Origin of the sequence: Brevibacillus sp. GCM10020057, from assembly GCF_042683565.1 — a bacterium.
GTDB lineage: Bacteria > Bacillota > Bacilli > Brevibacillales > Brevibacillaceae > Brevibacillus.
This window is the reverse complement of record NZ_JBHUJW010000041.1, coordinates 221,427-243,252: the sequence shown is the minus strand read 5'-3', so window position 1 is coordinate 243,252 and position 21,826 is coordinate 221,427. Positions and strand designations below refer to the sequence as shown.

General features: G+C 55.4%; 21 protein-coding genes and 1 other annotated feature. Of the genes, 10 read left to right on the top strand and 11 right to left on the bottom strand.

Translation table 11 applies throughout. The features are described from left to right. Nucleotides 1-63: 63 nt before the first annotated feature. A complete protein-coding gene (gene tyrS, locus ACFSO0_RS13125; RefSeq protein WP_376880969.1) occupies nt 64-1,341 on the bottom strand; it encodes a tyrosine--tRNA ligase in 1,278 nt (425 codons plus the stop codon). A gap of 49 nt (nt 1,342-1,390) precedes the next feature. Then, nucleotides 1,391-1,633 (bottom strand) — a binding site (T-box leader). A gap of 120 nt (nt 1,634-1,753) precedes the next feature. On the opposite strand from tyrS, the gene ACFSO0_RS13120 reads away from it, so the two are divergent. The 4 genes from ACFSO0_RS13120 to ACFSO0_RS13105 all read left to right on the top strand — a co-directional run bounded on the left by ACFSO0_RS13120 (nt 1,754) and on the right by ACFSO0_RS13105 (nt 7,432). Further along, nucleotides 1,754-4,897, top strand: a complete 3,144-nt coding sequence (locus ACFSO0_RS13120) for a transglycosylase domain-containing protein (RefSeq protein ID WP_376880967.1) — start codon at nt 1,754-1,756, stop codon at nt 4,895-4,897. Nucleotides 4,898-4,968: 71 nt separating this feature from the next. After that, entirely contained in the window at nt 4,969-5,601 is a 633-nt protein-coding gene (locus ACFSO0_RS13115) for an N-acetyltransferase (RefSeq protein ID WP_376880965.1), read from the top strand. 35 nt (nt 5,602-5,636) lie between these two features. Beyond that, on the top strand, nt 5,637-6,281 hold the full coding sequence (locus ACFSO0_RS13110; protein WP_376880963.1) for an acetoin utilization AcuB family protein: 645 nt from the start codon (nt 5,637-5,639) through the stop codon (nt 6,279-6,281). Next, the gene (locus tag ACFSO0_RS13105) at nt 6,278-7,432 is read left to right on the top strand and encodes an acetoin utilization protein AcuC (protein ID WP_376880961.1); all 1,155 of its coding nucleotides are present in this window, start codon (nt 6,278-6,280) and stop codon (nt 7,430-7,432) included. The genes ACFSO0_RS13110 and ACFSO0_RS13105 overlap by 4 nt, the downstream gene beginning before the upstream one ends. Nucleotides 7,433-7,518: 86 nt before the next feature. Here the strand turns inward: ACFSO0_RS13105 and ACFSO0_RS13100 are convergent, their stop codons facing one another. After that, nucleotides 7,519-8,397: a DMT family transporter gene (locus ACFSO0_RS13100; RefSeq protein ID WP_376880958.1), complete on the bottom strand. Its 879-nt coding sequence runs from the start codon at nt 8,395-8,397 to the stop codon at nt 7,519-7,521. 198 nt (nt 8,398-8,595) lie between these two features. On the opposite strand from ACFSO0_RS13100, the gene ACFSO0_RS13095 reads away from it, so the two are divergent. Then, nucleotides 8,596-9,477 carry a LysR family transcriptional regulator gene (locus ACFSO0_RS13095; RefSeq protein WP_376880956.1) on the top strand — a complete coding sequence of 294 codons (882 nt, stop codon included), beginning with the start codon at nt 8,596-8,598 and terminating at the stop codon, nt 9,475-9,477. Between the two features lie 105 nt (nt 9,478-9,582). Here the strand turns inward: ACFSO0_RS13095 and ACFSO0_RS13090 are convergent, their stop codons facing one another. From ACFSO0_RS13090 to ACFSO0_RS13075, 4 genes are all read right to left on the bottom strand, one after another. Further along, nucleotides 9,583-10,518, bottom strand: coding sequence for a 5'-methylthioadenosine/adenosylhomocysteine nucleosidase (locus ACFSO0_RS13090; RefSeq protein WP_376880954.1), 936 nt, complete (start codon nt 10,516-10,518; stop codon nt 9,583-9,585). Nucleotides 10,519-10,548: 30 nt separating this feature from the next. Further along, nucleotides 10,549-11,562 carry a catabolite control protein A gene (gene ccpA / locus ACFSO0_RS13085; protein WP_376880952.1) on the bottom strand — a complete coding sequence of 338 codons (1,014 nt, stop codon included), beginning with the start codon at nt 11,560-11,562 and terminating at the stop codon, nt 10,549-10,551. 116 nt (nt 11,563-11,678) lie between these two features. Further along, nucleotides 11,679-11,990 (bottom strand): metal-sensitive transcriptional regulator, encoded by a 312-nt coding sequence (locus ACFSO0_RS13080; RefSeq protein ID WP_376880950.1) that lies wholly within the window; start codon nt 11,988-11,990, stop codon nt 11,679-11,681. Nucleotides 11,991-12,116: 126 nt separating this feature from the next. Beyond that, nucleotides 12,117-13,214, bottom strand: coding sequence for a bifunctional 3-deoxy-7-phosphoheptulonate synthase/chorismate mutase (locus ACFSO0_RS13075; protein WP_376880948.1), 1,098 nt, complete (start codon nt 13,212-13,214; stop codon nt 12,117-12,119). A gap of 333 nt (nt 13,215-13,547) precedes the next feature. On the opposite strand from ACFSO0_RS13075, the gene ACFSO0_RS13070 reads away from it, so the two are divergent. Then, on the top strand, nt 13,548-15,725 hold the full coding sequence (locus ACFSO0_RS13070; RefSeq protein ID WP_376880945.1) for a cell division protein FtsA: 2,178 nt from the start codon (nt 13,548-13,550) through the stop codon (nt 15,723-15,725). Nucleotides 15,726-15,770: 45 nt separating this feature from the next. On the opposite strand, the gene ytxJ is transcribed toward ACFSO0_RS13070, so the two are convergent. The 3 genes from ytxJ to ACFSO0_RS13055 all read right to left on the bottom strand — a co-directional run bounded on the left by ytxJ (nt 15,771) and on the right by ACFSO0_RS13055 (nt 17,036). After that, nucleotides 15,771-16,097 (bottom strand): bacillithiol system redox-active protein YtxJ, encoded by a 327-nt coding sequence (ytxJ, locus tag ACFSO0_RS13065; protein WP_376880943.1) that lies wholly within the window; start codon nt 16,095-16,097, stop codon nt 15,771-15,773. Nucleotides 16,098-16,241: 144 nt separating this feature from the next. Beyond that, entirely contained in the window at nt 16,242-16,640 is a 399-nt protein-coding gene (locus ACFSO0_RS13060) for a hypothetical protein (protein WP_376881076.1), read from the bottom strand. A gap of 168 nt (nt 16,641-16,808) precedes the next feature. Further along, nucleotides 16,809-17,036, bottom strand: a complete 228-nt coding sequence (locus ACFSO0_RS13055; RefSeq protein ID WP_376880940.1) for a hypothetical protein — start codon at nt 17,034-17,036, stop codon at nt 16,809-16,811. A gap of 226 nt (nt 17,037-17,262) precedes the next feature. On the opposite strand from ACFSO0_RS13055, the gene ACFSO0_RS13050 reads away from it, so the two are divergent. Both ACFSO0_RS13050 and ACFSO0_RS13045 read left to right on the top strand, forming a co-directional pair. Further along, nucleotides 17,263-17,355 carry a YjcZ family sporulation protein gene (locus tag ACFSO0_RS13050; protein WP_376880937.1) on the top strand — a complete coding sequence of 31 codons (93 nt, stop codon included), beginning with the start codon at nt 17,263-17,265 and terminating at the stop codon, nt 17,353-17,355. 165 nt (nt 17,356-17,520) lie between these two features. Next, nucleotides 17,521-18,633, top strand: coding sequence for an aminopeptidase (locus ACFSO0_RS13045; protein WP_376880934.1), 1,113 nt, complete (start codon nt 17,521-17,523; stop codon nt 18,631-18,633). Nucleotides 18,634-18,716: 83 nt separating this feature from the next. Here the strand turns inward: ACFSO0_RS13045 and ACFSO0_RS13040 are convergent, their stop codons facing one another. Next, the gene (locus ACFSO0_RS13040; protein WP_376880931.1) at nt 18,717-19,253 is read right to left on the bottom strand and encodes a PadR family transcriptional regulator; all 537 of its coding nucleotides are present in this window, start codon (nt 19,251-19,253) and stop codon (nt 18,717-18,719) included. A gap of 295 nt (nt 19,254-19,548) precedes the next feature. On the opposite strand from ACFSO0_RS13040, the gene ACFSO0_RS13035 reads away from it, so the two are divergent. Further along, a complete protein-coding gene (locus ACFSO0_RS13035; RefSeq protein ID WP_376880929.1) occupies nt 19,549-20,154 on the top strand; it encodes a S1C family serine protease in 606 nt (201 codons plus the stop codon). On the opposite strand, the gene ACFSO0_RS13030 is transcribed toward ACFSO0_RS13035, so the two are convergent. Beyond that, entirely contained in the window at nt 20,048-21,184 is a 1,137-nt protein-coding gene (locus ACFSO0_RS13030; protein ID WP_376880926.1) for a YheC/YheD family endospore coat-associated protein, read from the bottom strand. The two genes, ACFSO0_RS13035 and ACFSO0_RS13030, sit on opposite strands and share 107 nt — an antisense overlap. A 205-nt stretch (nt 21,185-21,389) precedes the next feature. Between ACFSO0_RS13030 and ACFSO0_RS13025 the strand changes: the two genes are divergently transcribed. After that, nucleotides 21,390-21,710, top strand: a complete 321-nt coding sequence (locus ACFSO0_RS13025; protein ID WP_376880924.1) for a winged helix-turn-helix transcriptional regulator — start codon at nt 21,390-21,392, stop codon at nt 21,708-21,710. The last annotated feature ends 116 nt before the right edge of the window (nt 21,711-21,826 follow it).

Genomic DNA, 21,826 nt, shown 5'->3' with positions numbered 1-21,826 from the left:
GTGTCAGTGCAGCCGTTTGCGCTGCTCCCAGACACCTTTTTCCCGATCACAAACCCATTTGCCTCAGCTTAACTTCACCTTGGCGAATTTGCGCTTCCCTACTTGAACGACCATGCCGTCCTCCAGTTTCACGGTGCGGTTGATGTCGTCCACTTTCTCCTCATTCACCTTCACGGCGCCCTGCTGCACCATGCGGCGGGCATCCCCTTTGGATGCAACGAGCTTCAGGTCAAAAGCGAGATTGACGATGTTCGCCTCCCCGTTTTCGTAAGCCGACAGGTCGACGGTGACTTCCGGAATATCGGTCGGCAGGGCGCGCTGCTGGAATACGGTCTTGAAGTAGTTTTCTGCTTCCTGCGCCGCTTCTTCTCCGTGGAACATGCGCACGAACGTTTTCGCCAGGTTCATTTTCGCATCGCGCGGATGGATGCTGCCGTCTGCAAGGCCATTGCGCAGCGCCTCCAGCTCCTCGTTGGAGATGTCTGTCGCCAGCTCGTAGTAGCGGAGCATCAGCTCGTCCGGCACAGACATCGCTTTGCCGTAAATCTCATTCGGCGCTTCGTTGACGCCGATGTAGTTGCCCAGGCTTTTGGACATTTTCTGCACGCCGTCCAGCCCTTCCAATAGCGGCATGGTGATGATGACCTGCGGCTCCTGGCCGTATTCCTTTTGCAGATTGCGACCCATCAGCAGGTTGAATTTCTGGTCGGTTCCGCCCAGCTCGATGTCGCACTCCAGCGCAACAGAATCGTAGCCCTGCATCAGCGGGTAGAAAAACTCGTGCACGGAAATCGGCAGGTTGTTGTTGTAGCGCTTCTGGAAGTCATCGCGCTCCAGCATGCGCGCGACGGTCGTCTTGGCCGCCAGCTCCAGCACGTTCTCGAACGTCAGCGGAGCCAGCCAGGTCGAATTGTAATGGACCGTAATGCGGTCTGCATCCAGCACTTTGCCGAATTGCTCCACGTAGCTTTGCGCATTGACCTTCACTTGCTCCTCGGTCAGTTGCTTGCGCGTCTCCGATTTGCCTGTCGGGTCGCCGATCCGTCCGGTGTAATCGCCGATCAAGAGCTGAATGGTGTGACCCAGCTCCTGGAATTGGCGCATTTTTTGCAGCACGACGGTATGCCCGACGTGGATGTCAGGCGCCGACGGGTCCAGCCCCAGCTTGACCTTGAGGGGTTGTCCGGTCACGACGAAGCGCTCCAGCTTGCGGCGCAGCTCCTCCTCCGGGATGATTTCCATTACGCCGCGGCGGATGATCGCCAGCTGGCGCTCCACTTCCTGCTTCTGTGATTCGGTCAGCACAAACTTCTCCTTGTTCTCTTGCACAACTTCACTCATCATGGACAGCTCCTTTGACATGCGATAAATAAAAAATCCCGCCCCTCCAAAAAGGGACGAGATTAAACCCGCGTTACCACCCTAGTTGAAAAGATGCTGCTGCATCCTTTCCGCTCGATACAGAATAACGGCCTGCTCCGTCCGGCTCTGACCGGAAGACTCCCGACTTGTAATTCGCGATGTGCAACGGGCTGGTTCGCACCGACCACCAGCTCTCTGGGCAGGAAGACCGCCACCGGCTCCCATTTTGCTCCGACTGTCACTCGCTACTTGTGCCGTTCAACGTCCACTTCATTTGCAAACATATAACGTTATTCTTACACAGCGACTCCCCGCTTGTCAACTTCTCCGCTCCTATCCTCCAGGTTCCTCCTATGGTATAATCAGGGTGTATGCTAGGGGGTCATAGACTATGTCGAACAGCCACAATTCTTCCTCTGAACCGACGAAGAAAAAACGCCGCAGAAGCCGTGGCAGAACGATCTGGATGGTCGTTCAACTGCTGTTTCTGCTGGGGCTCATGGGAGGCTTCGTTGCAGGAGGAATCGTGACAGGTTATGTCGCCGCACTGGTGAAGGACGAGCCTGTGCGCAGCAAGGAAGAGTTGGAGAAAAAGATTTTCACGAACTATCTGACTGGCTTCGCCTATTACAACGACGGCTCCTTGATCGGCCAGTTGCGGGCCGAAGAGGGCGACCGGCGATTGGTGAAAAAGGCAGACGTTTCACCCTATTTGATCAATGCCATCATCGCTACGGAAGACAAAAACTTTTACCACCACAACGGGATCGTCGTACAATCAACCATCCGCGGAGCACTCCAGGACTTCACCAACCAGCCCGTCGTCACGGGTGGAAGCACCATTACCCAGCAGCTCGTCAAAAATACGATTCTTTCGGCGGAAGTCAGCCATACCCGCAAAGCACGGGAAATCTTCGACGCCTTGCGAATCGAGCGCATGTTTTCCAAAGATCAGATTCTGGAAGCCTACATGAACGAAATCTATTTCGGGAAAAATGCGAACGGTTCCAATGTCTACGGTGTACAGGCTGCCGCCAAAGGGATATTTGGCAAGGACGTCAAAGAGCTGAACCTTAGCGAAAGCTCCTACCTGGCCGGGATGATCCAAAACCCCGGGGCCTACTCCCCGTTCGGAACCGAAAGCTATCAGCGCGGCAAGGAGCGCCAGAAGATGGTGCTCGATCGGATGCTGGAAAACGGATATATCACCCAGGCCCAGTACGATACCGCGAGCAAGACCGATCTCAAGGCATCGCTGGCCCAGCCTACCGAGCAGGCTTACCGCGAATTGCCGTTCCTGATGATGGAAATCGAGGATCGCGCGGCGCGCCAGCTCGTCGATGCAGACCTCGCGGAAAAAGGGAGAGACAAGGAATCGGTCGACCGCAACGAGTACCGCCAGCTAATAGAAGAAAAGCGGCGCGACATTTTGCGCAACGGCTACAAGGTCTACACCACCATCGACAAAAACGTCTACGCCACCATGCAAGCTGTCGCCAACGATCCGAACAACTTCGGAAAAAACCGCTCCTACACGATCAAACGCTCCAACGGCAAGACGGAGAGAATCGAAAATGCGCTGGAAGAAGTCGGCGCCATGCTCATCCAGAACAAAACCGGAGCCATCCTGGGCATGATCGGCGGACGCGATTTCAAAGTCGAACAGACGAACCACGCCACGGTCCCTCGTCAGCCCGGATCGTCGATGAAGCCGCTCGCTGCGTACGCTCCCGCCTTTGAGCTGGGCCTTCTGCAGCCGGCGTCGCCGATCGACGACTCGCCTGTTCTGCTGGCGGACGGGCAGAAAGGCACCCACCTGCCGATGAACTGGAACAACAAGTGGCAGGGCATGATGAGCGCGCGCGAGGCATTGCGCATGTCGTGGAACATCCCGGCGATCAAGACCTACCTGAAAGTCGGCATCCCGACCGCGCTCGAGTACGTGAAAAAAATGGGCATCACCACCTTGGTTGATGCGGACAACTACGCTTCCACCGGGGTAATCGGCGGCCTTACATACGGCACCACCGTCGAAGAAATGACCAATGCCTACGCTACTTTCGCCAACCACGGCTCGTTCGTGGACGCTTACCTCATCGAACGGATCGAGGACAGTCAGGGCAAGGTCATCTACAAGCACGAGTCGCAGCCGGTGCAAGTGTACAGCGAACAGACCGCCTACCTGATTACCGACATGATGCGCACCGTCGTCAACTCCGGTACCGGTACACACATCCGCAAGTACGTGCCGCAAAAAGTGGACGTCGCGGGCAAGACGGGTACGACCAACAGCAGCAACGACCTCTGGTTCATCGGCTACACGCCGGAGCTGTCCATGGGCGTGTGGGTCGGCTTTGACGAGCCGTATCCGATGCCGGACTCCGACAAGTACGTGCCGATGGGCGTCTGGGGCAAGGTCATGAAGGAAATTTTGGACAAGCAGCCGAATCTGTCGCCGCCGGATGCCAAGTTCGTCAAGCCGGAAGGAATCGTCACGGCGACCGTGGACTCCAAGTCCGGCCTGCTGCCGAGCGACCTTTCCAAAGAAGCCGGCCATCTGATTACCGACATTTTCAATCGCCGCTTCGTACCGACCAAGGTCGACGATTCCCATCAGAAGGCTCGCGTGGTCACCTACAACGACGAGCGGTATTTGGCCAAGGAAGGCACGCCGGATGACTTTGTCACCGAAGGAATTTTCTACCGCTCCCCCGATCCGCTCGCGACCAAAGAGCAAATTCAGGAGAAAAACAATAAGGTGGCGCTCCATCCGCCTGACTGGGAGCAGCGGCTTCCGGAAAAGGAAGACCCGCGTACCGATCTGCCAGGCGCGCCGCAAGCGCCAACCGGTCTCGTCGCAAGCAAATCGGACAAGCAGAGAGTGCTCTCCTGGCAATCCGCCAAGGAAGCCGATCTGCTCGGTTACCGCATCTACCGCGCCGACAGCCAGAGCGGCTTCACGCGCATCGGCACGGTCAAGGACCCGTCCGTCCTGACCTTTACGGACACAAGCGCGCCAGGCGGAGATGTCGGCTACTACGTGACCGCCGTAGACGTGGCGGGCCACGAGTCCCCGCCATCTGCCGTCGCCGCGAATGGCTCGGCGCAAACGTGGCAGCTCCCTGATCCCAGTGCGGCTGTCGGCCATGCAGAGCCCGGCCAGCCAGAGGATACGAACGATTCGACCGGCAATTCGACACCGGCAGAGCCTGCGCAAAACCCCGGAGAGGCTCCGGCGGGCGCAGGAGATGTCTCCACTGCTCCTCCGTCTACCCCGAAAGCCTTGACGATCCGGGCAGAGGGCGGTGGCTGGAAACTGCAGTGGAAAGCCAACGCAGCCGCCGAACAAGTCATTGCCTACAACATTTACTTCAAACCGGATGCCACGAGCGGTTACCTGCTCCTCGACACCGTGTCCGCCACAAGCTACACGCATGTAACGGATGCAAAAAACGGAAGCTACTACGTCACCGCCGTGAACAGTTACGGAGAATCGTCACATTCCAACAGCGTAACAGCCAGCGGCCAGGAATAAACTGACAGAAAATGCAGAGATGGTTGCTTCTAGCCATCTCTCTTTTTCTACAAGCACCAAGGAGTGATTGGATGGACCACATCAAGCGTTATCATTCGGCGAGGATGACCGCAAATGGCAAAGAACTGCTGATCGAAGGCCCGATATCCGGAAGCGAGCTTGCCGCCCTCCGCTTTGATGAAGGGCTCAAGGCATTTCGCATACCGGAGCAGCAGCATCAGGCCCTCATCGAAATCGCTGATCTTCCGGAAGGCCGCATCATCGTAGCGCGGGAAGAAGAACTCGTCCTGGGATACGTCACATTCCTTCACCCGGACCCGCTCGAACGCTGGTCGCAGGCCAGGCTGCCTGATCTGCTGGAGCTGGGAGCCATTGAAATCAGCCATTGGATTCGCGGGGCCGGCGTCGCCAAAAAGCTGTTGGAGGTTTCGTTTGCCGACGATGCCATGGAGGATTACGTCATCATCACGACAGAGTATTACTGGCATTGGGACTTGAAAGGGACCGGACTGGACGTATGGCAGTACCGGAAAGTGATGGAAAAGGTCATGGGGAGCGTCGGCATGACCTGGATGGCGACTGATGACCCGGAGATTTGCTCCCATCCCGCCAACTGCCTGATGGCCAGAATCGGCAAGCGCGTGCCGCCGGAGACGGTAGAAGCCTTTGATGCGATGCGGTTTCAAAACCGCTTTATGTATTAATGACGCTCTCTCGGAGAAAAAAGGAGGCTGCTCATATGCGTATTGAGGATATTATGCGGAAACAGGTCATTACGGTAAGTCCCTCCACCACGATCGGGGAGGCGCTCTTGCTGCTCCGTACCAATCGAATCCGGCATTTGCCCGTGCTGGAGCAGGAGCAGCTGGTGGGGCTCGTCTCGGACCGCGACCTGCGCGACGCCCTCCCTTCCCATCTGCTGACGCACGAAGACGACGACACGGTCTTCCACAAGCCCGTTGCGGACATCATGAGCCGTCAAGTCATCACAGCCCATCCCCTCGACTTTATCGAGGATGCCGCCGCACAGGTGTACGAGCACAAAATCGGCTCGCTGCCCATTGTCGACGGCGGCAGGCTGGTCGGAATGATTACGGAATCGGACCTGTTTTCCAGCCTGATCGAGTTGTTTGGCGTCAACAAGCCGAGTTCGCATATCGAGGTGGAGGTCGATGACCGTGTGGGTGTGCTTGCCGAGGTGACAGAGGTGTTTCGTGACGCTCACGTCAATATTTGCAGCGTACTCGTCTACCCGGGCAAAAATCCGCCCTTGAAAAACCTGGTCTTCCGCGCACAGACGATCGACCCTCGCCCCCTCATCCAGAAGCTCACCGACAAAGGCTTTGCCGTCGTCTGGCCGACCAAAGGAGGGAGACTTCTTTGAGCCGCAACGCACGCCTCATCTACTCGCCTGACTACACGAACTACTATTTCCATGACGAACATCCATTCAACCAGCGCCGCCTGCTGCTCACGCACGATTTGATGAGCATGTACGGCATCCTCGATGCGGGGGACATCCTGCCTCCGCGACCGGCGACCGATGAGGAGCTCGCTCTCGTCCACGACCCTCGCTATATCGAGTTCGTGCGGGAACAAGGTCACAGCGAAGCCGAACTGCCCCTTGCTGCCAGCTACGGGCTGGGCACAGAGGACGTCCCTTGCTTCGCCAACATGCATGAGTCCGCCGCGCTGATCGCCGGTGGAACGCTCAATGCGGTAGATGCCGTGATGAACGGGGAGGCCGAGCACGCCTTCAATCCGGCAGGCGGCCTGCACCACGCCTTTCGCGGTCGCGCGTCCGGCTTTTGCATTTACAACGATTGCTCGGTCGCAATCGCCTACATGCGCAAAAAGTGGAACGTGCGGGTTCTCTACATCGACACGGACGCCCATCACGGCGACGGAGTCCAATGGGCGTTTTACGACGATCCGAACGTGCTGACCGTGTCCATCCACGAAACGGGCAAATATTTGTTTCCCGGCACGGGCAATCTCACGGAACGCGGAGATGGAAGCGGTTACGGCTACTCGGTGAATGTCCCTCTCGACGCGTTCACGGAGGACGACTCGTTTCTGCACATTTATCACGAGCTGGTGGGCAAGCTCGCCCGCGGCTTTCGGCCCGATGTGATTTTGACGCAAAACGGCTGCGACGCCCATGCGTACGATCCGCTCACCCATCTGTCCTGCTCCATGAAAATTTATCAGGAGATTCCCCGCCTGGCTCACCAGCTGGCGCACGAGCTTTGCGGCGGACGCTGGATTGCTGTCGGCGGCGGCGGCTACGATATTTGGCGAGTCGTCCCCCGCGCCTGGACGCTGCTGTGGAGCGAAATGACCGACCAGCCGTTGACGGACGGGCCCCTTCCCCAGGCCTGGCTCGACCGCTGGCAGCCGCATTCCGAGCTGGCGCTGCCCCGGCGGTTGTTCGATGATCCGTTTCCGGCCATTCCCCGGCGGGCGGAGATCACGCAAAAAAATCTGCTCACTCTGGAGCGTGCGATGATGAATGCGCCGATTCAGGCAGACTGAACAGCAGCCGTCATGGACCAGAAAATCATGTCCGCGACGGCTGCTGTTCTTTTGTCGGCGATAATGTTCTCGATAGGTTCAGGAGCCTATCCTGTCTCGAATTTCCCCTGCTCTCTGCCGGATTCTCCGACCCATATTGAACCCAGTAACAAGACAGCCCCGACAAGCTGCAGCAAGGTCATCTTCTCTCCGATAACCAGAACCGAGATCAATAAAGAAGTCAGGGGGTCGATGTAGCTCAAAACAGCGATGCTTTGGGCGTTTAGCCCTTTCATTCCGGCAAAGTAAAGATAAAAACCGATCCCGCCGTGCACGATACCAAGCACAAGGAGCATAATGACCGTGTTTCCGGTGACTGAACCGAGTTGGAAGCCTTCCGTAACCAGCACAAATGCGGATAGCATCACAACGGACAGCCCTAGCTGCAGAAGCGTATTGGCAAGCCCGTCCAGGTCCCGAATAAACTTGCCTACCAACGTCAATCCGGCATAAAAGCCCGCTGCGACCAGTCCATAGCCGATCCCAAGCAGATGGTGACCGGTTGTTTCCTCCGAAGCGTTTTGGACAATGAAGTACAGTCCCACCAGCGCGACGCCGATACATATCGCCTTTTTGATCGACAGCTTTTCTTTCAACACGACAGGCGAAAGCATAATAACCAGCACAGGAGCAAAATAATAGCTCAATGCCGCACTGGCAATCGTTGTTTCCTTGTAGGCCTGAAACAGAAAAATCCAGTTACCGCACATGGCGATGCTCGCAGCGAGCAAAGCGGCAGCATTTTTCTTTACGCTTCCCCACGATACTCTCTGCCGGGTCCACACGAAGACGAGAAGCAGAAAAAATACGCCGATCAAGCTCAGGAATAGCGCAATTTTACCGGAAGAAATCTCGATCCATTTTGCAAACACGCCCACTGCGCCGAAAATAATCATGGACAAAATGAAATAGATTTTTTCCTTCATCTCTCATCACTGCTTTCTGAATTTTGCGTCACAAGCGAACTGTAATTGGCGTAAATTTCACTTACGAAAATCATCGTTCCTTTTCCTTTCATTTGAGTTCTGTTGCCATGTAGTGTATCATTCCTTTTATCATCACAAAAGCGAATGTTTCTCACGGTTATCATGAGAAAACCAGATAGAAGGGGCTTGGGTATTCGCGTGGATAAAAATATCCAAAAATATTTGGCTTTCATCAAAACAGTGGAGTACGGGAGCTTTACGAAAGCAGCCGAGCGATTAAACTACTCGCAATCAGGGATCAGCCGAATGATTGGCGACCTGGAAGCTGAGTGGAAGATGGTTCTTCTTGAACGCGGTCGATCCGGCGTGCGCCTGACTTCAGAGGGCCTGAAAATCCTTCCGTACGCAAAAAGTGTGGTAAATGAATATCAGCGGTTGCAAACGCAAATTGACGAATTACACGGACTCCAGTCAGGACTCATTCGCATTGGGACTTTTTCGAGCGTCGCTACCCATTGGCTGCCGAATATGATCAAGGCCTTTCAAAAAGAGTACCCGAATATCGACTATGAGCTGTTGCTTGGTGATTATACGGAAATTGAAGGCTGGATTATGGAAGGGCGTGTGGACTGCGGTTTTTTGAGGCTCCCCACTTTGCCAGAACTGGATACCTTCTTTTTGGAGCAGGACAAGCTGCTTGTGATCCTGCCGGAAAATCATCCGCTGGCCGGCTGCGATCGTTTTCCTGTTCATGCATTGGGCGAAGATCCGTTTATGCTCCTGGAAAAAGGCGCGAAGGCCGAAATATCGGAAATATTTGAGCGGTACCGTATTACACCAAACGTACAGTTTACAACGTGGGATGATTACGCCATCATGTCGATGGTGGAAAGCGGGTTAGGGATCAGCATTTTACCGGAGCTCATTTTGCAGCGTATTCCTTACCAAATCGTAGTCAAAGAACTCGACGTCCCGGCCTATCGCAAGATCGTCTTTGCCATGAAAGACAAGGAATCCGCCCCACTTGTGGTGAAGCGGTTTTTCGATTATTTGCCCTATAGGACGCATGAGAAAACCTAGTGCCGGGTATCCGTTCCTGCCTGTGCAAAAAAAGCGTGCAGAGCGCGTATCCGAATCGATACGCTGCCTGCACGCTTCTTCATGTGGCTGGAAGCCGGTTCCGGATCAGGACAAGCTGCCGACCAGCTGCTCCAGCTCCTGCGGCTGGTAGCCTTTGACCGCCTTGTCTCCGACGACGGTCACCGGGACGCCCATGAATCCGAAGCGCTCCACTTCTTCCTGATAGGCCCGGCTGGTCATGACGTCGCGCACTTCAAAGGCGAGACCTTTCGCCGTCAGCCACTGCTTGACCAGATTGCAGTCGATGCAGTTTTGCGTGGAATAAACGATGACCGGTGCTGTTTCCTTCATAGCAGCCAGCATTTTGCGGACGATGGCGTAGGAACGCTCCGATGCGAGTTTGGTAAATTCCACGAAATTGACATGAGCCGAACCATCGGCTTTGTCCGACATAGAGCGGACGACGACGAACGGCACTTCGTTCATGGCGCACACCTGTCCGACCGACGCGCCCTCCATCTCCGTGCAATGAGCGGCGAACTGTTCATGCAGCCATTTGACCTTTTCCCGGCTGGCGACGAACTGGTCCCCCGACAAAATGCGTCCGCTGACGACCTGCACGCCTGCCTCCAGCTCTCTGCCGGCGTCGATTGCCAGCTGCCGCAGCTTCTCATCCGCTTTCCACACCCATGTTTCCGTAAACGGAATCTGCCCGGGAGCAAAGCCGAGCGCCGTTACGTCGATGTCGTGCTGCAGGCAATCTGTTGAGACGACGATGTCGCCGATGTTCAGATCCGGGTGTACCGCCCCTGCTACCCCGGTAAAAATAACCCGCTCCACCTGGAACGTGTCGATCAAAATTTGCGTGGTGACGGCGGCATTGACTTTGCCTACCCCGGATTTGCACAGAACGACGGACTGTCCTTCCAGCTCGCCCTCGTAGTAGGTGATTCCTGCCTTTACCGTCTGTCTGGTCTGTCCCATCGCTTCCACGTAGAGCGCGATTTCTTCATCCATCGCTCCGATGATCCCGATGCGCATTGCTTGTCCTCCTCTGGCTGCTCGATTTCGCTACTGTCCCTGCCCGGGTCTGGTGCTCTCTCTGTATTCGATACGGTGCGGCAACATGACGACATGCTCCTCCACGTGCTCGTTGTTCATGTACTTGGTCAGCAGGCGCATCGCGACAGCTCCGATGTCGTACATCGGCTGAACCACGGAAGTCAGGCGCGGCCGCACCATTTCCACCAGGCGGATGTTGTCGTGCCCGATGACTTCGATATCGCCCGGCACGTTCAGCCCGGAGTCCTGAATCGCGTGGATCGCCCCGATCGCCATTTCGTCATTGGCCGCGAAGATAGCGGTCGGCGGCTCCGGCAGCTGCAAAAATTGTTTGGTCAAGCTCAGACCGGACTCGTAGAAGAAGTTGCCGCTTGCGACCAGCTCTTCCAACAGCCCGATTCCGGCATCGACCAGCGCTTTTTTGTACCCTTCAAAGCGCATCAGCCCGCTCAAAGGGTCGTTCAGCGGCCCGGTAATCATGGCGATCCGCTTGTGCCCGCGATCGAGCAAAGCACGGGTCGCATCGTAACCGGCCTGAAAATGGTCGATGCTGACAGACGGCAGGACGTTATCCGCATCCCGCGTTGCCGCCAGTACGGTTGGTACGGAGGTGCTGGTCAAGGCCTGCAAATGGTCTTCCTTGATTTCGGCACCCATGAACAGCAGTCCGTCCACCTGTTTTTCAAGCAGCGTATTAATCAACTGCAACTCCTTTTCCATACGTTGGTCGGAGTTGCAGAGAATGATGTTGTACTTGTACATGGTCGCGATGTCTTCAATTCCGCGGGCCAACTCGGAAAAAAACAAACTGGAGACGTCCGGGATAATGACACCGACCGTTGTTGTTTTTTTGCTGGCGAGTCCGCGCGCAACCGCGTTCGGCCGATAGCCCAGACGCTCAATTGCAGCCAATACCTTTTTTCTCGTCAACGGCTTCACGTTCGGATTTCCGTTCACTACCCGCGAGACCGTCGCCATCGAGACCCCCGCTTCTCTTGCCACGTCGTAGATCGTTACCGGCATCACACACCCTCACTTTCCCCATTTAATGGTTTTCATACTCATTTTCATAAATGTATGCACCTATGATACGACAGGCTTTGCGCGGTTGCAATCGTTTTTCACTTGCCCAAGCCGCGTTACTTCATTAATTTATTCATCGTTTTCAGCAGCTCGTCGATCACTTCATGATCCCCTTGCTGAATGCGTTCCATCACACAACTGCGCATGTGTCCTTCCAGAAGAATCTTGCCCACAGCGTTCAAGGCGGACTGCACCGCGGCGATCTGGTTCAATATGTCGTCACAGTACACATCTTTCTCTACCATTCCGCGTATTCCGCGAATCTGCCCTTCTACCCGATTGAGTCGGGACACAAGGTTCGACTTGGTATTATCCGGGCGCACCGTGGCGCGTTCTGACGAGCAGCATGCTGCGTCGTGTTCATTCATCCCGCACATCCCCCTTCTCCGTTGCAGCACGTATTTCTAGCTTACTTTGTCGCCTCTCTTTCGTCAAATGAGAAGAGGGCCTCTCCCGCTCGGCAGGAAAGACCCTCCATATGACCAGTATGGAATTTATCCGCGCACCGCGACCGCTTCGCCTTTGTACAGGCCGGATGCGAGCAGCGCGTCCAAAAATTTGTTGAAATCCGGGATGTTCAACTGCTGCTTCGCATCCGAGAGCGCCACGTCCGGATCAGGGTGAACTTCGACCATGATGCCGTCGGAGCCGACAGCGATACCGGCTTTTGCGGTTGGCAAGAGCAGGTCGCGGCGTCCGGTGGAGTGGGTCACGTCGACGAAGACAGGCAGGTGAGTCTCTTGCTTGAGAAGCGGTACTGCCGAGATGTCCAGCGTGTTGCGGGTCGCTTTTTCGTAGGTGCGGATACCGCGCTCGCACAGCATGACCTGGGTGTTGCCTTCGGACAAAATGTATTCAGCTGCGTAAATGAATTCTTCGATGGTAGCAGACAAGCCGCGTTTCAGCAGGATCGGCTTGTTCAAACGGCCGGCTGCTTTCAGCAGTTCAAAGTTTTGCATGTTGCGCGCACCGATCTGGATGACGTCGATGTACTCGCTCGCCATTTCCAGGTCGGCAGGAGTGACGATCTCGCTGATGGTCACGAGGTTGAACTCGTCGCCAATGCGCTTGAGAATTTTCAGCCCTTCTACGCCAAGGCCCTGGAAGTCGTATGGAGAAGTGCGCGGTTTGTAAGCGCCGCCGCGCAGTGTGCGCAGGCCGCGTTTCACGTGGTTCTCCGCTACAGCCCGCACTTGCTCGTAGCTCTCTACCGAACATGGTCCTGCAATCAGAATCGGATTGCCGCCGCCGAACTCGACGCCCTTGACCGTAATGACAGTGTCCTCTGCCTGTTTTTTGCGGCTGACGAGCAGCACCTTCTTCTTGTCGTCGTTTTGCAGGTCGAGCGACACCTGGAAGATTTGCTTGAACAGATGGCGAACGGTATTGTCGTTGAAAGGGCCTTTGTTGTGTTCCACCAGCAGGTTGAGCATTTGCCGCTCGCGCTCCGGATCGAAACGGTTGCTGCCCTGTTTTTCTTTTTCCTTGCCCAGCTCCTGGACCAGCGTCGCGCGTTTATTGATCAGATCGAGAATTTGCAGGTTGATCTCATCAATTTGTTTGCGCATGCTGTCAATCAGATTTTGTGCCATAACTCTCCACTCTCCTCTTTTTTTCACAAATGAGACAATTTCCCATCCCATCTGCCGTAAGTACAACGCAGGCTTCCCCAAGAAAGCTTGGTGCAGCCAGGTTTCTTGTCAGTAGGTTCGGGTGTTTCTTGATAAATTAGGGTTATTATAATCGATTCATTTCCCCTTGTCAGCAGTTTAGTGCCAAAAAGCGCGAAAGTAAATTGTAAATGTTGGGCAATGCGCGGAAGATTCCTTGTTTCGACAGGATTCTCCTTCATTCAAGTCGAATCAGTCAGGTAGAGTTTCATATTTTTGCATGATATTCAACCGGAACGAGGAGTGACTTTACCGTTGTCTGTGCATACAGAAACAGCCAAGCCAGAGCTGATCTTTTCACTGGATATCGGAACACGCAGCGTGGTTGGTCTGATCGTGGAGACGGCCGGGGAGCAGTACCGCGTCCTCGACTGCGCCATCCGCGAGCATGACGAGCGCTCCATGCTGGACGGCCAGATTCACGACATCGTAGCTGTGGCGAAGGTGATCGGGCAGATCAAGGAGGAACTGGAGCAAAAGTACGGCCCCCTGCATCAGGTAGCGGTGGCCGCAGCGGGACGTTCCCTGCGCACTCGCCGCGTGCGAATAGACATGCCGCTCGCCCCGCACGCCTTCATCAGTCGGGAAGACGTCCTGACGCTCGAATTCGCAGCCGTCCAGGAGGCGCAAGCCGAGCTGGCCAAGGAGCTGAAGGACCAGGATGTAACGCGCTACTACTGTGTCGGCTACAGCGTCGTCAACTACTACCTGGACGGCGAGCTGATCGGGAGCCTGATCGACCAGCGCGGGGATACGGCGAGTGCCGATGTGATCGCAACGTTCCTGCCGCGCGTCGTCGTCGATTCGCTGATTGCTGCCCTGAAGCGGTGCGAGCTGGACATGCAGGCGCTGACGCTGGAGCCGATCGCGGCGATCAACGTGCTCATCCCCGTGACGATGCGCCGTCTCAACATCGCGCTCGTAGACATCGGGGCGGGGACTTCCGACGTCGCCCTGACCGAGGAAGGCGCCATCACCGCCTACGGCATGGTCCCGGTCGCCGGGGATGAGATTACCGACGCGCTCATGAACGCGTATTTGCTGGACTTCCCGATGGCCGAGGAAGTGAAGCGCGTCCTCTCCACGCAGGAGAACGTCACCTTTACCGACATCCTGGGCATGGAGCACACGCTGCCGTCCGCAGAAGTCATCGCCGCGATTGACGCGGACATCCATATGCTTGCGGAAAAGATCGCCCATAAAATTCTCGAGTTGAACGGAAAACCTCCACAGGCCGTCATGCTCATCGGCGGCGGCAGCCTCACTCCGGGCTTGACAGCCAAAGTGGCGCAGGCGCTGAACATCCCGCCTGCACGGGTAGCCGTCCGGGGCGGCGATGCGATCCGCCAGTACGTCGGCGACCATCCGCTGCTGGGAGGGCCGGAGTTCGTCACGCCGGTCGGCATCGCCGTAGCTGCTCGCCGCCACCCGCTGCGCTACGTGACCGTGACGGTCAACGACGTGGCTGTCCGCATCTTCGACCTGCGGAAAATGACGCTGGGAGACGCGCTCATCGCAGCGGGACTGGACATCCGCCGCCTGTACGGCAGGCCCGGGCTGGCGATGACGGTGACGATCAACGGACGGATGAAAATGATCCCGGGCAAGCATGGCAGCCCGCCTGTCATCGAACGAAACGGGGAGCCGGCCGGCCTGGACGCGCCACTGGCAGATGGCGACCAGATCGTCGTCGTCGCCGGCCAGGACGGCGCAGATGCCCGGATACAGGCCAAAGACCTGCTCGACCAGATCGACACGCTCGATATCCGTTGCAACGATCTCCCACTGTCACTTGGTCCTTTGATCCGCATCAACGGAGAGACGCAGACGCTCGACGCGGAAGTGCCGGACCGCAGCGAGGTGGACATCCGTCTGCCGCGTACCGTCGGCGAGGCTCTGCAAATCGCGGGGCTCGATATTCTGTCTGAACCGAAAGCCGCGCCCTATCAGTTCACGATCAACGGTCAGTCCTACTCTCTCCCGTCCCGTACGGTCACGATCGAGGTAAACGGGAAGCCGGCCGCGGTCACTGACCCCATCCGCCAGGGCGACGAGCTGGCATACCGTATCGAGGATGTGCCGCCCCCGGCGCTATGCGATGTGATTTCGCCGGAAGAGTGGGGAGAGGAAAAGACCATTACCGTTCACTTCAATGGCAAGCAAGTCGTCCTGCCTGTAGCGCAAGTGACGCTCACCATGGACGGTGCCGCTGCCCAGCCGCAGGACCCGATCCCAAGCGGTGCCGTCATCACGGTGAAATCGACCCCTGCGGCTCCCCCCGTGTTCAGCGATGTCTTCCGCTTCGTCGATTTTTCGCTGGAGAAGCCCGATCGGGAAAGCATTACCGGGTTTGTCATGCTGGTAAATGGCGAGCCCGCCTCCTTTCAAACGGAACTGAAGGGCGGCGACAAGCTGGAGTTGTTCTGGGAATGAAAAAAAGAGCTGCCGACTCGCGAAAGTCGCAGCTCTTTTCGTTTGTCACGCCTTCATGGCTTCGGCAATGGCGTCCTTCGTAATTTTCCAGTGCGACGTGTGCCATTTGACTTGCCCGCCCTCCAGCAAAAAGATTTGCGGAGACTCGTGCTTGATCGCAAAGCGCTCCGCTGCCGCGTTGGACACGGGGCGGTCTTCGATCACGTGGATGACGGCCGCAGGGACGCTGCTCTCTTGCAGGAAGGACTGAAATTCCGAATACGCTGCCGCGCTGATCGGGCAAGTGGTGCTGTGCTTGAACAAAAGCCTTTTGCCTGCTTCTGCAACGAACTGATCCAATTCCTCAGTCGAATGAAGCTGTTTTTGTGCCACGCTGTATCTCTCCTTTTTGGTCACTGCTCTGTGGTTCCCAGTATACAAAACCTTGCGGAGGAAAGTCTACGCTCGCGGTGCAGGTGCGACGCGCTGCCAGCGGGAACAAGAAAAGACGCCTACTCCCAGGCGCCCCTCTCCCTTTTAGACCATAATCTTTGTCAGTCGTTCTCTTAGCTCCCGCATCCATTGTTCATCGCCCAGAGATTGTGCGAGTAAAAACAGGTCCAGGAGCTGGTTGACGCGCTCACCCAGCGCTTCCCGCACGGAGGAACCGACTCCTTCATTGGCAATGAGCACCAATAAGTTGGATAACTCTGACATTTCTTCAAATTCGATCGCTTGCCGCTCCGGATCTTGCCCAAGTTCCTCCATAAGTGATTTCAAATCGTCTTTTATGACATCCACTACCTGGGAATGGGCGCAGCAGTCATCCACGCAGACGAGCACCGGTACGTTCATAATCTTGACCCGGTTGCGGTACACGACGTTGCGCAGCACGATTTCCATGTCATTTCCGCAGCGGCTGCATTTCTTCTGCATCATTTCACCTCTGTTCCACATATGTATACCTCCCTACTATTCGTGAAAGCTCCCTTCAATCCTGCCAAACAGGGGGTGGTACTTGGTGGATGCAGTGGCAAATATAGAAAGCAAAAGCGATGCCCGCAAGAAGGCATCGCTTTTGGCTGTTCCACGTAAAAGCTGTAATCAGGCGTAAATGGCATTTACTTTTTCGCAGTGCGGACATACAGCGACCTTGCCCGAATGTCCGGCTTCATCCTCGACCCGGTATCCGGTGATGCGGTCAGAGAAGCAAAACAGACATTCCGTATTGAAATCCATGTCGTACTGGGCTTTCCAGACGATTGATTTGAAGTCTTCTCCGACGTTGATCGTAATGGTATCGTGCTGGAGGCTGGACAATGGTCTTTGCATGGTCATAACATCCCTTTCGCTATTGCAAAGTCTTTTGGTATGCTCTAGCTTTTCCTGCTTTTCAGAATAATAAACATCGAAACGGCGCGGATTTGCAAACTTGGCCACCCCCGGCAAAGAATCTTGCCAAAAATGGGCGTATGCCCGTATCGGGTCTGTGTGAAAACCCATATGTTATGGATGTAAGCACAAGAGGCTTAACATCATAAAGGAGGATGTTTATCGTATGAGTAGCATCTTTAACGGCGATTTCGACGGGTTCACTCTGGTACTGATCCTGTTCATCCTGCTGGTAATTGTTGGCTGCAGCTGCGAATAAATCGCCTGACCTGGAACAATTCAGCAGACAGTTGCATATACATGAAAACCGAATCCTGCAAAGCGCGTTTCTACGCACGCTACCCGTTCGCTCGGGTAGCTTTTTTGTGTCCGTCTTGTGTACAATACTTACTGAATGAAATGGAAAGCGAGGGATTCCCTTCCTATGAAAGATCCACGTATCGAACAGTTGGCTGACGTTCTGGTCAACTACTCCACGCGCGTTGCGCCCGGCGAAAACGTGCTGATTCACGCGATCGGTCAAGTTCACGACCTGGTGAAAGCCGTCATTGCCAAAGTATACGCAGCAGGGGGCAACCCTTACGTCCAGCTGATCGACCAATCGATTCAGCGGGAGCTGCTTCTGCAAGCGAACGAAACGCAATTGGGCGTCATGTGCGAAGCCGAGGTATCCTTCATGAAAAAAATGGACTGCTACATCGGAATTCGCGGCGGCGACAACATCAGCGAGCTGGCTGACGTTCCAGGCGACAAAATGCAGCTCTACTCCAGGCTGTTGTTGCGTCCGGTGCTGGACGTGCGCGTACCGGAGACAAGATGGGTCGTACTCCGCTATCCGAACCCGTCCATGGCACAGCTCGCCAACATGAGCACCGAGGCCTTTGAAGATTTTTATTTCAAAGTGTGCACACTCGATTACGGCAAAATGGACAAAGCCATGGACAGCCTCGTCGAGCTGATGGAAAAGACGGACAAAGTGCGCATCACAGGCCCTGGCACCGATCTGACCTTCTCGATCAAAGGCATCCCGGCGATCAAATGTGCAGGCAGCGCAAACATCCCGGACGGAGAAGTATTCACCGCTCCTGTGCGCGATTCCGTCAACGGCACGATTTCCTACAACACGCCATCGCCGTACCAGGGCTACACCTATGAAAACATCAAGCTGACCTTCAAGGACGGGAAAATCATTGAAGCGACAGCCAATGATACGAAAAAAATCAACGAAGTGTTCGATACCGACGAAGGTGCCCGCTACGTCGGGGAGTTCGCGATCGGCGTCAACCCGTTCATCCAGAACCCGATGAAGGACATCCTGTTCGATGAAAAGATCGACGGCAGCTTCCACTTCACCCCTGGGCAAGCCTACGACGAAGCCTTCAACGGCAACAAATCCTCCATCCACTGGGACCTGGTCATGATCCAGCGTCCGGAATGGGGCGGCGGAGAAATCTGGTTTGACGACGTCCTGATCCGCAAAGACGGCCGTTTCGTCATCCCTGAACTGGAATGCCTCAACCCGGAAAATTTAACCTGAGCGCACCAAAAAAGCGAAGGACCCATTAAAGGGCACTTCGCTTTTTTCTCGTTGATGCGCTTGGCATAAGACCGCCCCTCCGGCTATGCCGAAACCGTACAAGCCTGCTTGAGCAAGGACGATGATTTTTGCTCCAGAAACGAGATGGTCGTCTCCAAATGGTGAATCGTATATTCCCAGCAGAAGCGTTGGTATTCGTCAAAGGAGTTTTCCAGCTTTTTGAAAGTCGAAATGCTTTGGGCAAGCATCTGGCGCTGGATTTCAATGCTGTTTTCCAGCAATTCCCGCTGTTCTTGCGGGCTGCGGTTCTTGCCGAAGAAGATCTTGACCAGCATGTCGGAACGCAGGACGGCCGGTACGATCGGTGTCTGGATTTCCCGCAGGAAAGTCTCCCGTCCGCTTTTTGTGATCCGGTACAAAATTTTGTTCGGCTTGCCGGTTTGAATGATTTCCTGCTTGGTCACATGCCCTTCCTCTTCCAGCTTGCGCAGTGCCGGATAGATCGCGCCAAAGCTGGCGTCGTAGAAGTAGCCGATGCTGTTGGTAAAAGCCTGCTTTATGTCGTAACCGCTCATTTCCCCGTAACTTAAAAAACCAAGTATGATTGTTTTAACATCCATCTCTTCGCATCCTCCAATAGTGTTTTTCTCTCTTTGTATCTGTGTCGATCAGAGCAAATTGCTCTCGTTACGCTCAAAAGAACCCCCAAAGCCTTTATGTTCAAAATATTCTTGAACTAAACATATTATAAATCAATTCTAATAATTATACCAATGTTATTTCTTTATTATATCAATTAAAAATAACGATATGTAAGCACTGATATATGCTCGACGCTAGGAAAAATTGGGCTTCCCTTCCCTATCCTGGCTCCATAAGATGATACATACCTATCTGCTGTAGGGGGAGAAGTCGGTGAAAAGTAAAAAATGGTCCCAATATACGCGGGTAAAGTACCCCGTGAGCAGCAGCAGTTTGCATCCCTTCAACTTCTTTGTACCCATCGTCGAACGAGTGCAAGAGGGAGTGGTTTCCATCGTCACCGAGGACACTCCCCATTCCAAAAACGTGGACTCCCTGATTCGCAGCCTGATTAACGAAGAAGAAATACCATCGGCCACGGAGCGCAGCTTTGGTTCAGGATTTCTCTTTCACCCCAAAGGATATATCCTGACCAGCGAACACGTCATCGGCAAGTCGAAACGCATTTACGTCAAACTGTTTAACGGCCGCGTCTTTGAAGCGCAGCGCATCTTGTCGGATCGCGTACGCGACTATGCTGTCATCAAGATCGACGCGGACTGCAAATTGTTTCCGTTGCCTTTGGGCAAATCGTCCCGCACGCGGGTAGGCGAATGGGTCATTAGCGTCGGTTCCCCACCTGTCGCCATAGAGCCAAAAACGGACGGGCCGCTTACCCGGTTTGCCGCTTGCGTCCGGGCGCTTGGGTCACGGTTTTGGAACTGTCCTTCGCTTCCTTTTCCGCGAGCAGGTAAAGGGCGAACTGGACGGGTCTGCTGACGGCCTCTGCGTACAGATCCATCGCTCCCATCTGGCGGAAGATTTCCCGCCCTGGCTTGGGATTGACCTCGATCAGCCACACTCTCCCGTTCACATCCACGCCGATGTCCAGGCCAAATTCCATCATGCGGCCGAAATGCTCCTCGAGTACGCGCGCGATCGCATGGGCCATCGTGTGGCATTCGCGCAAGATTTGCTGGGCACGGTCTTCCCCGAAGCGTCTGGCGACCAGCAGGTGAAACGGAAATGCTTTTCCGCCGCCGTGCAGATTGGAGGTGGAACTGCCGCTCTTTCCGACCCGGACACCGCAGCCAGTGACGCGCCACTCGCCATTTCCGTCTTTTTGGATCAACAGGCGGACGTCTGCCACGCGGCCCCGCACCAGCTCCAGGTCCAAGCCTTGCTGCACGAGGAAGTTCCCTCCCGAAATGCGCTGCTCCTCGACCCACCGTTTGACCCATCTCCCGACATCATCCGCCCGGCGCAGTCTTGCTGTTTTGCGTGCGTAGCTTTTGTCGCGGCCTGACAGCTCATACCCGCCTCCCTTGGCGGACACCTTCAAGATGCTTCTCCCTCCCGTGCCGTTTCCCGGCTTCACATAGACGATCAGGTGCTGCTCCAGCATCTTTCTCATCTTGGCAGGCGAGTACACGAATGTCTCCGGAATCCAGTGCCTGACACGCGAATCGTCAGTCAGCAGCTGGGTCACTCGCCATTTTTTGCTGAACGGACTGTTGGCAAATTCAAACAGTCCGCTGTGCCGCAGCTTCATGTAGGCAGGCACGCGTCTGCGGTAACGGTCGATGACGATCTGCGGCCACGCGTACCAGCGGCTCTCCCAGCCTCCAGCAGAGCCGGGCACAAAGCCTCTGATCTTCTTCTCCCTGGCGTACACATCCTGATGGGAGAACACGTACACCTCCGCTCCCAGCGACCTGCCTGCACGCACCAGCTGGCGCAAATAGTGAGGCTCACCGAACCGCTTGCCCTCTCTCCAGGCCAAAATGCCGATGGTTTTCTTGAGAGACATGTCCAATCTCTCCCCCTCTGGTCTTTTTCCATAGTGTATGTGTGCGGCGCCCGGCGGTTCATGCCGCTAATTGGCAGTATAGTCTGCCTGCGTTTGGGCGAATCTGAACAGGAGAATGCGGCTAAACTTCTGTTACTTACTTCTTTTAAGTCCATGTGCTACAATTAAGGATAATTCAAACCTGTCTGGTAGAGGTGACGCCGTCATGAATCATGATTTTGCTGGCGAACACATGTGTCCGAAGTACGAGGGTGCGATCAACGTCCTGGGAAAACGGTGGACCGGCTTGATCCTCCACGTCTTGCTGCGCGGTGCTGTACGATTCAAGGACATCCGGGAAATGGTCCCGCAAATGAGCGACAAAATGCTGTCAGAGCGGTTAAAGGAACTGGAGGAGCTGGGGATTCTGGAGCGGAAGGTGTACCCGGAAATTCCCGTTCGCATTGAATATGAGCTTACCGAAAAAGGCAAGGATCTGCGCCCGGTGATCGAATCCATCCACGAATGGGGTCAAAAGTGGATGTAGCTTCCCCCGCCTAGTCCATAGCGGATGAGCAGCGGGGCTTTTTTTGTCTGGGGCCAGGCATAAGCGCTCCCCTCCTGCTGTAGACTCTAGCAACCTGCTCGCTACGGGAGGGGATC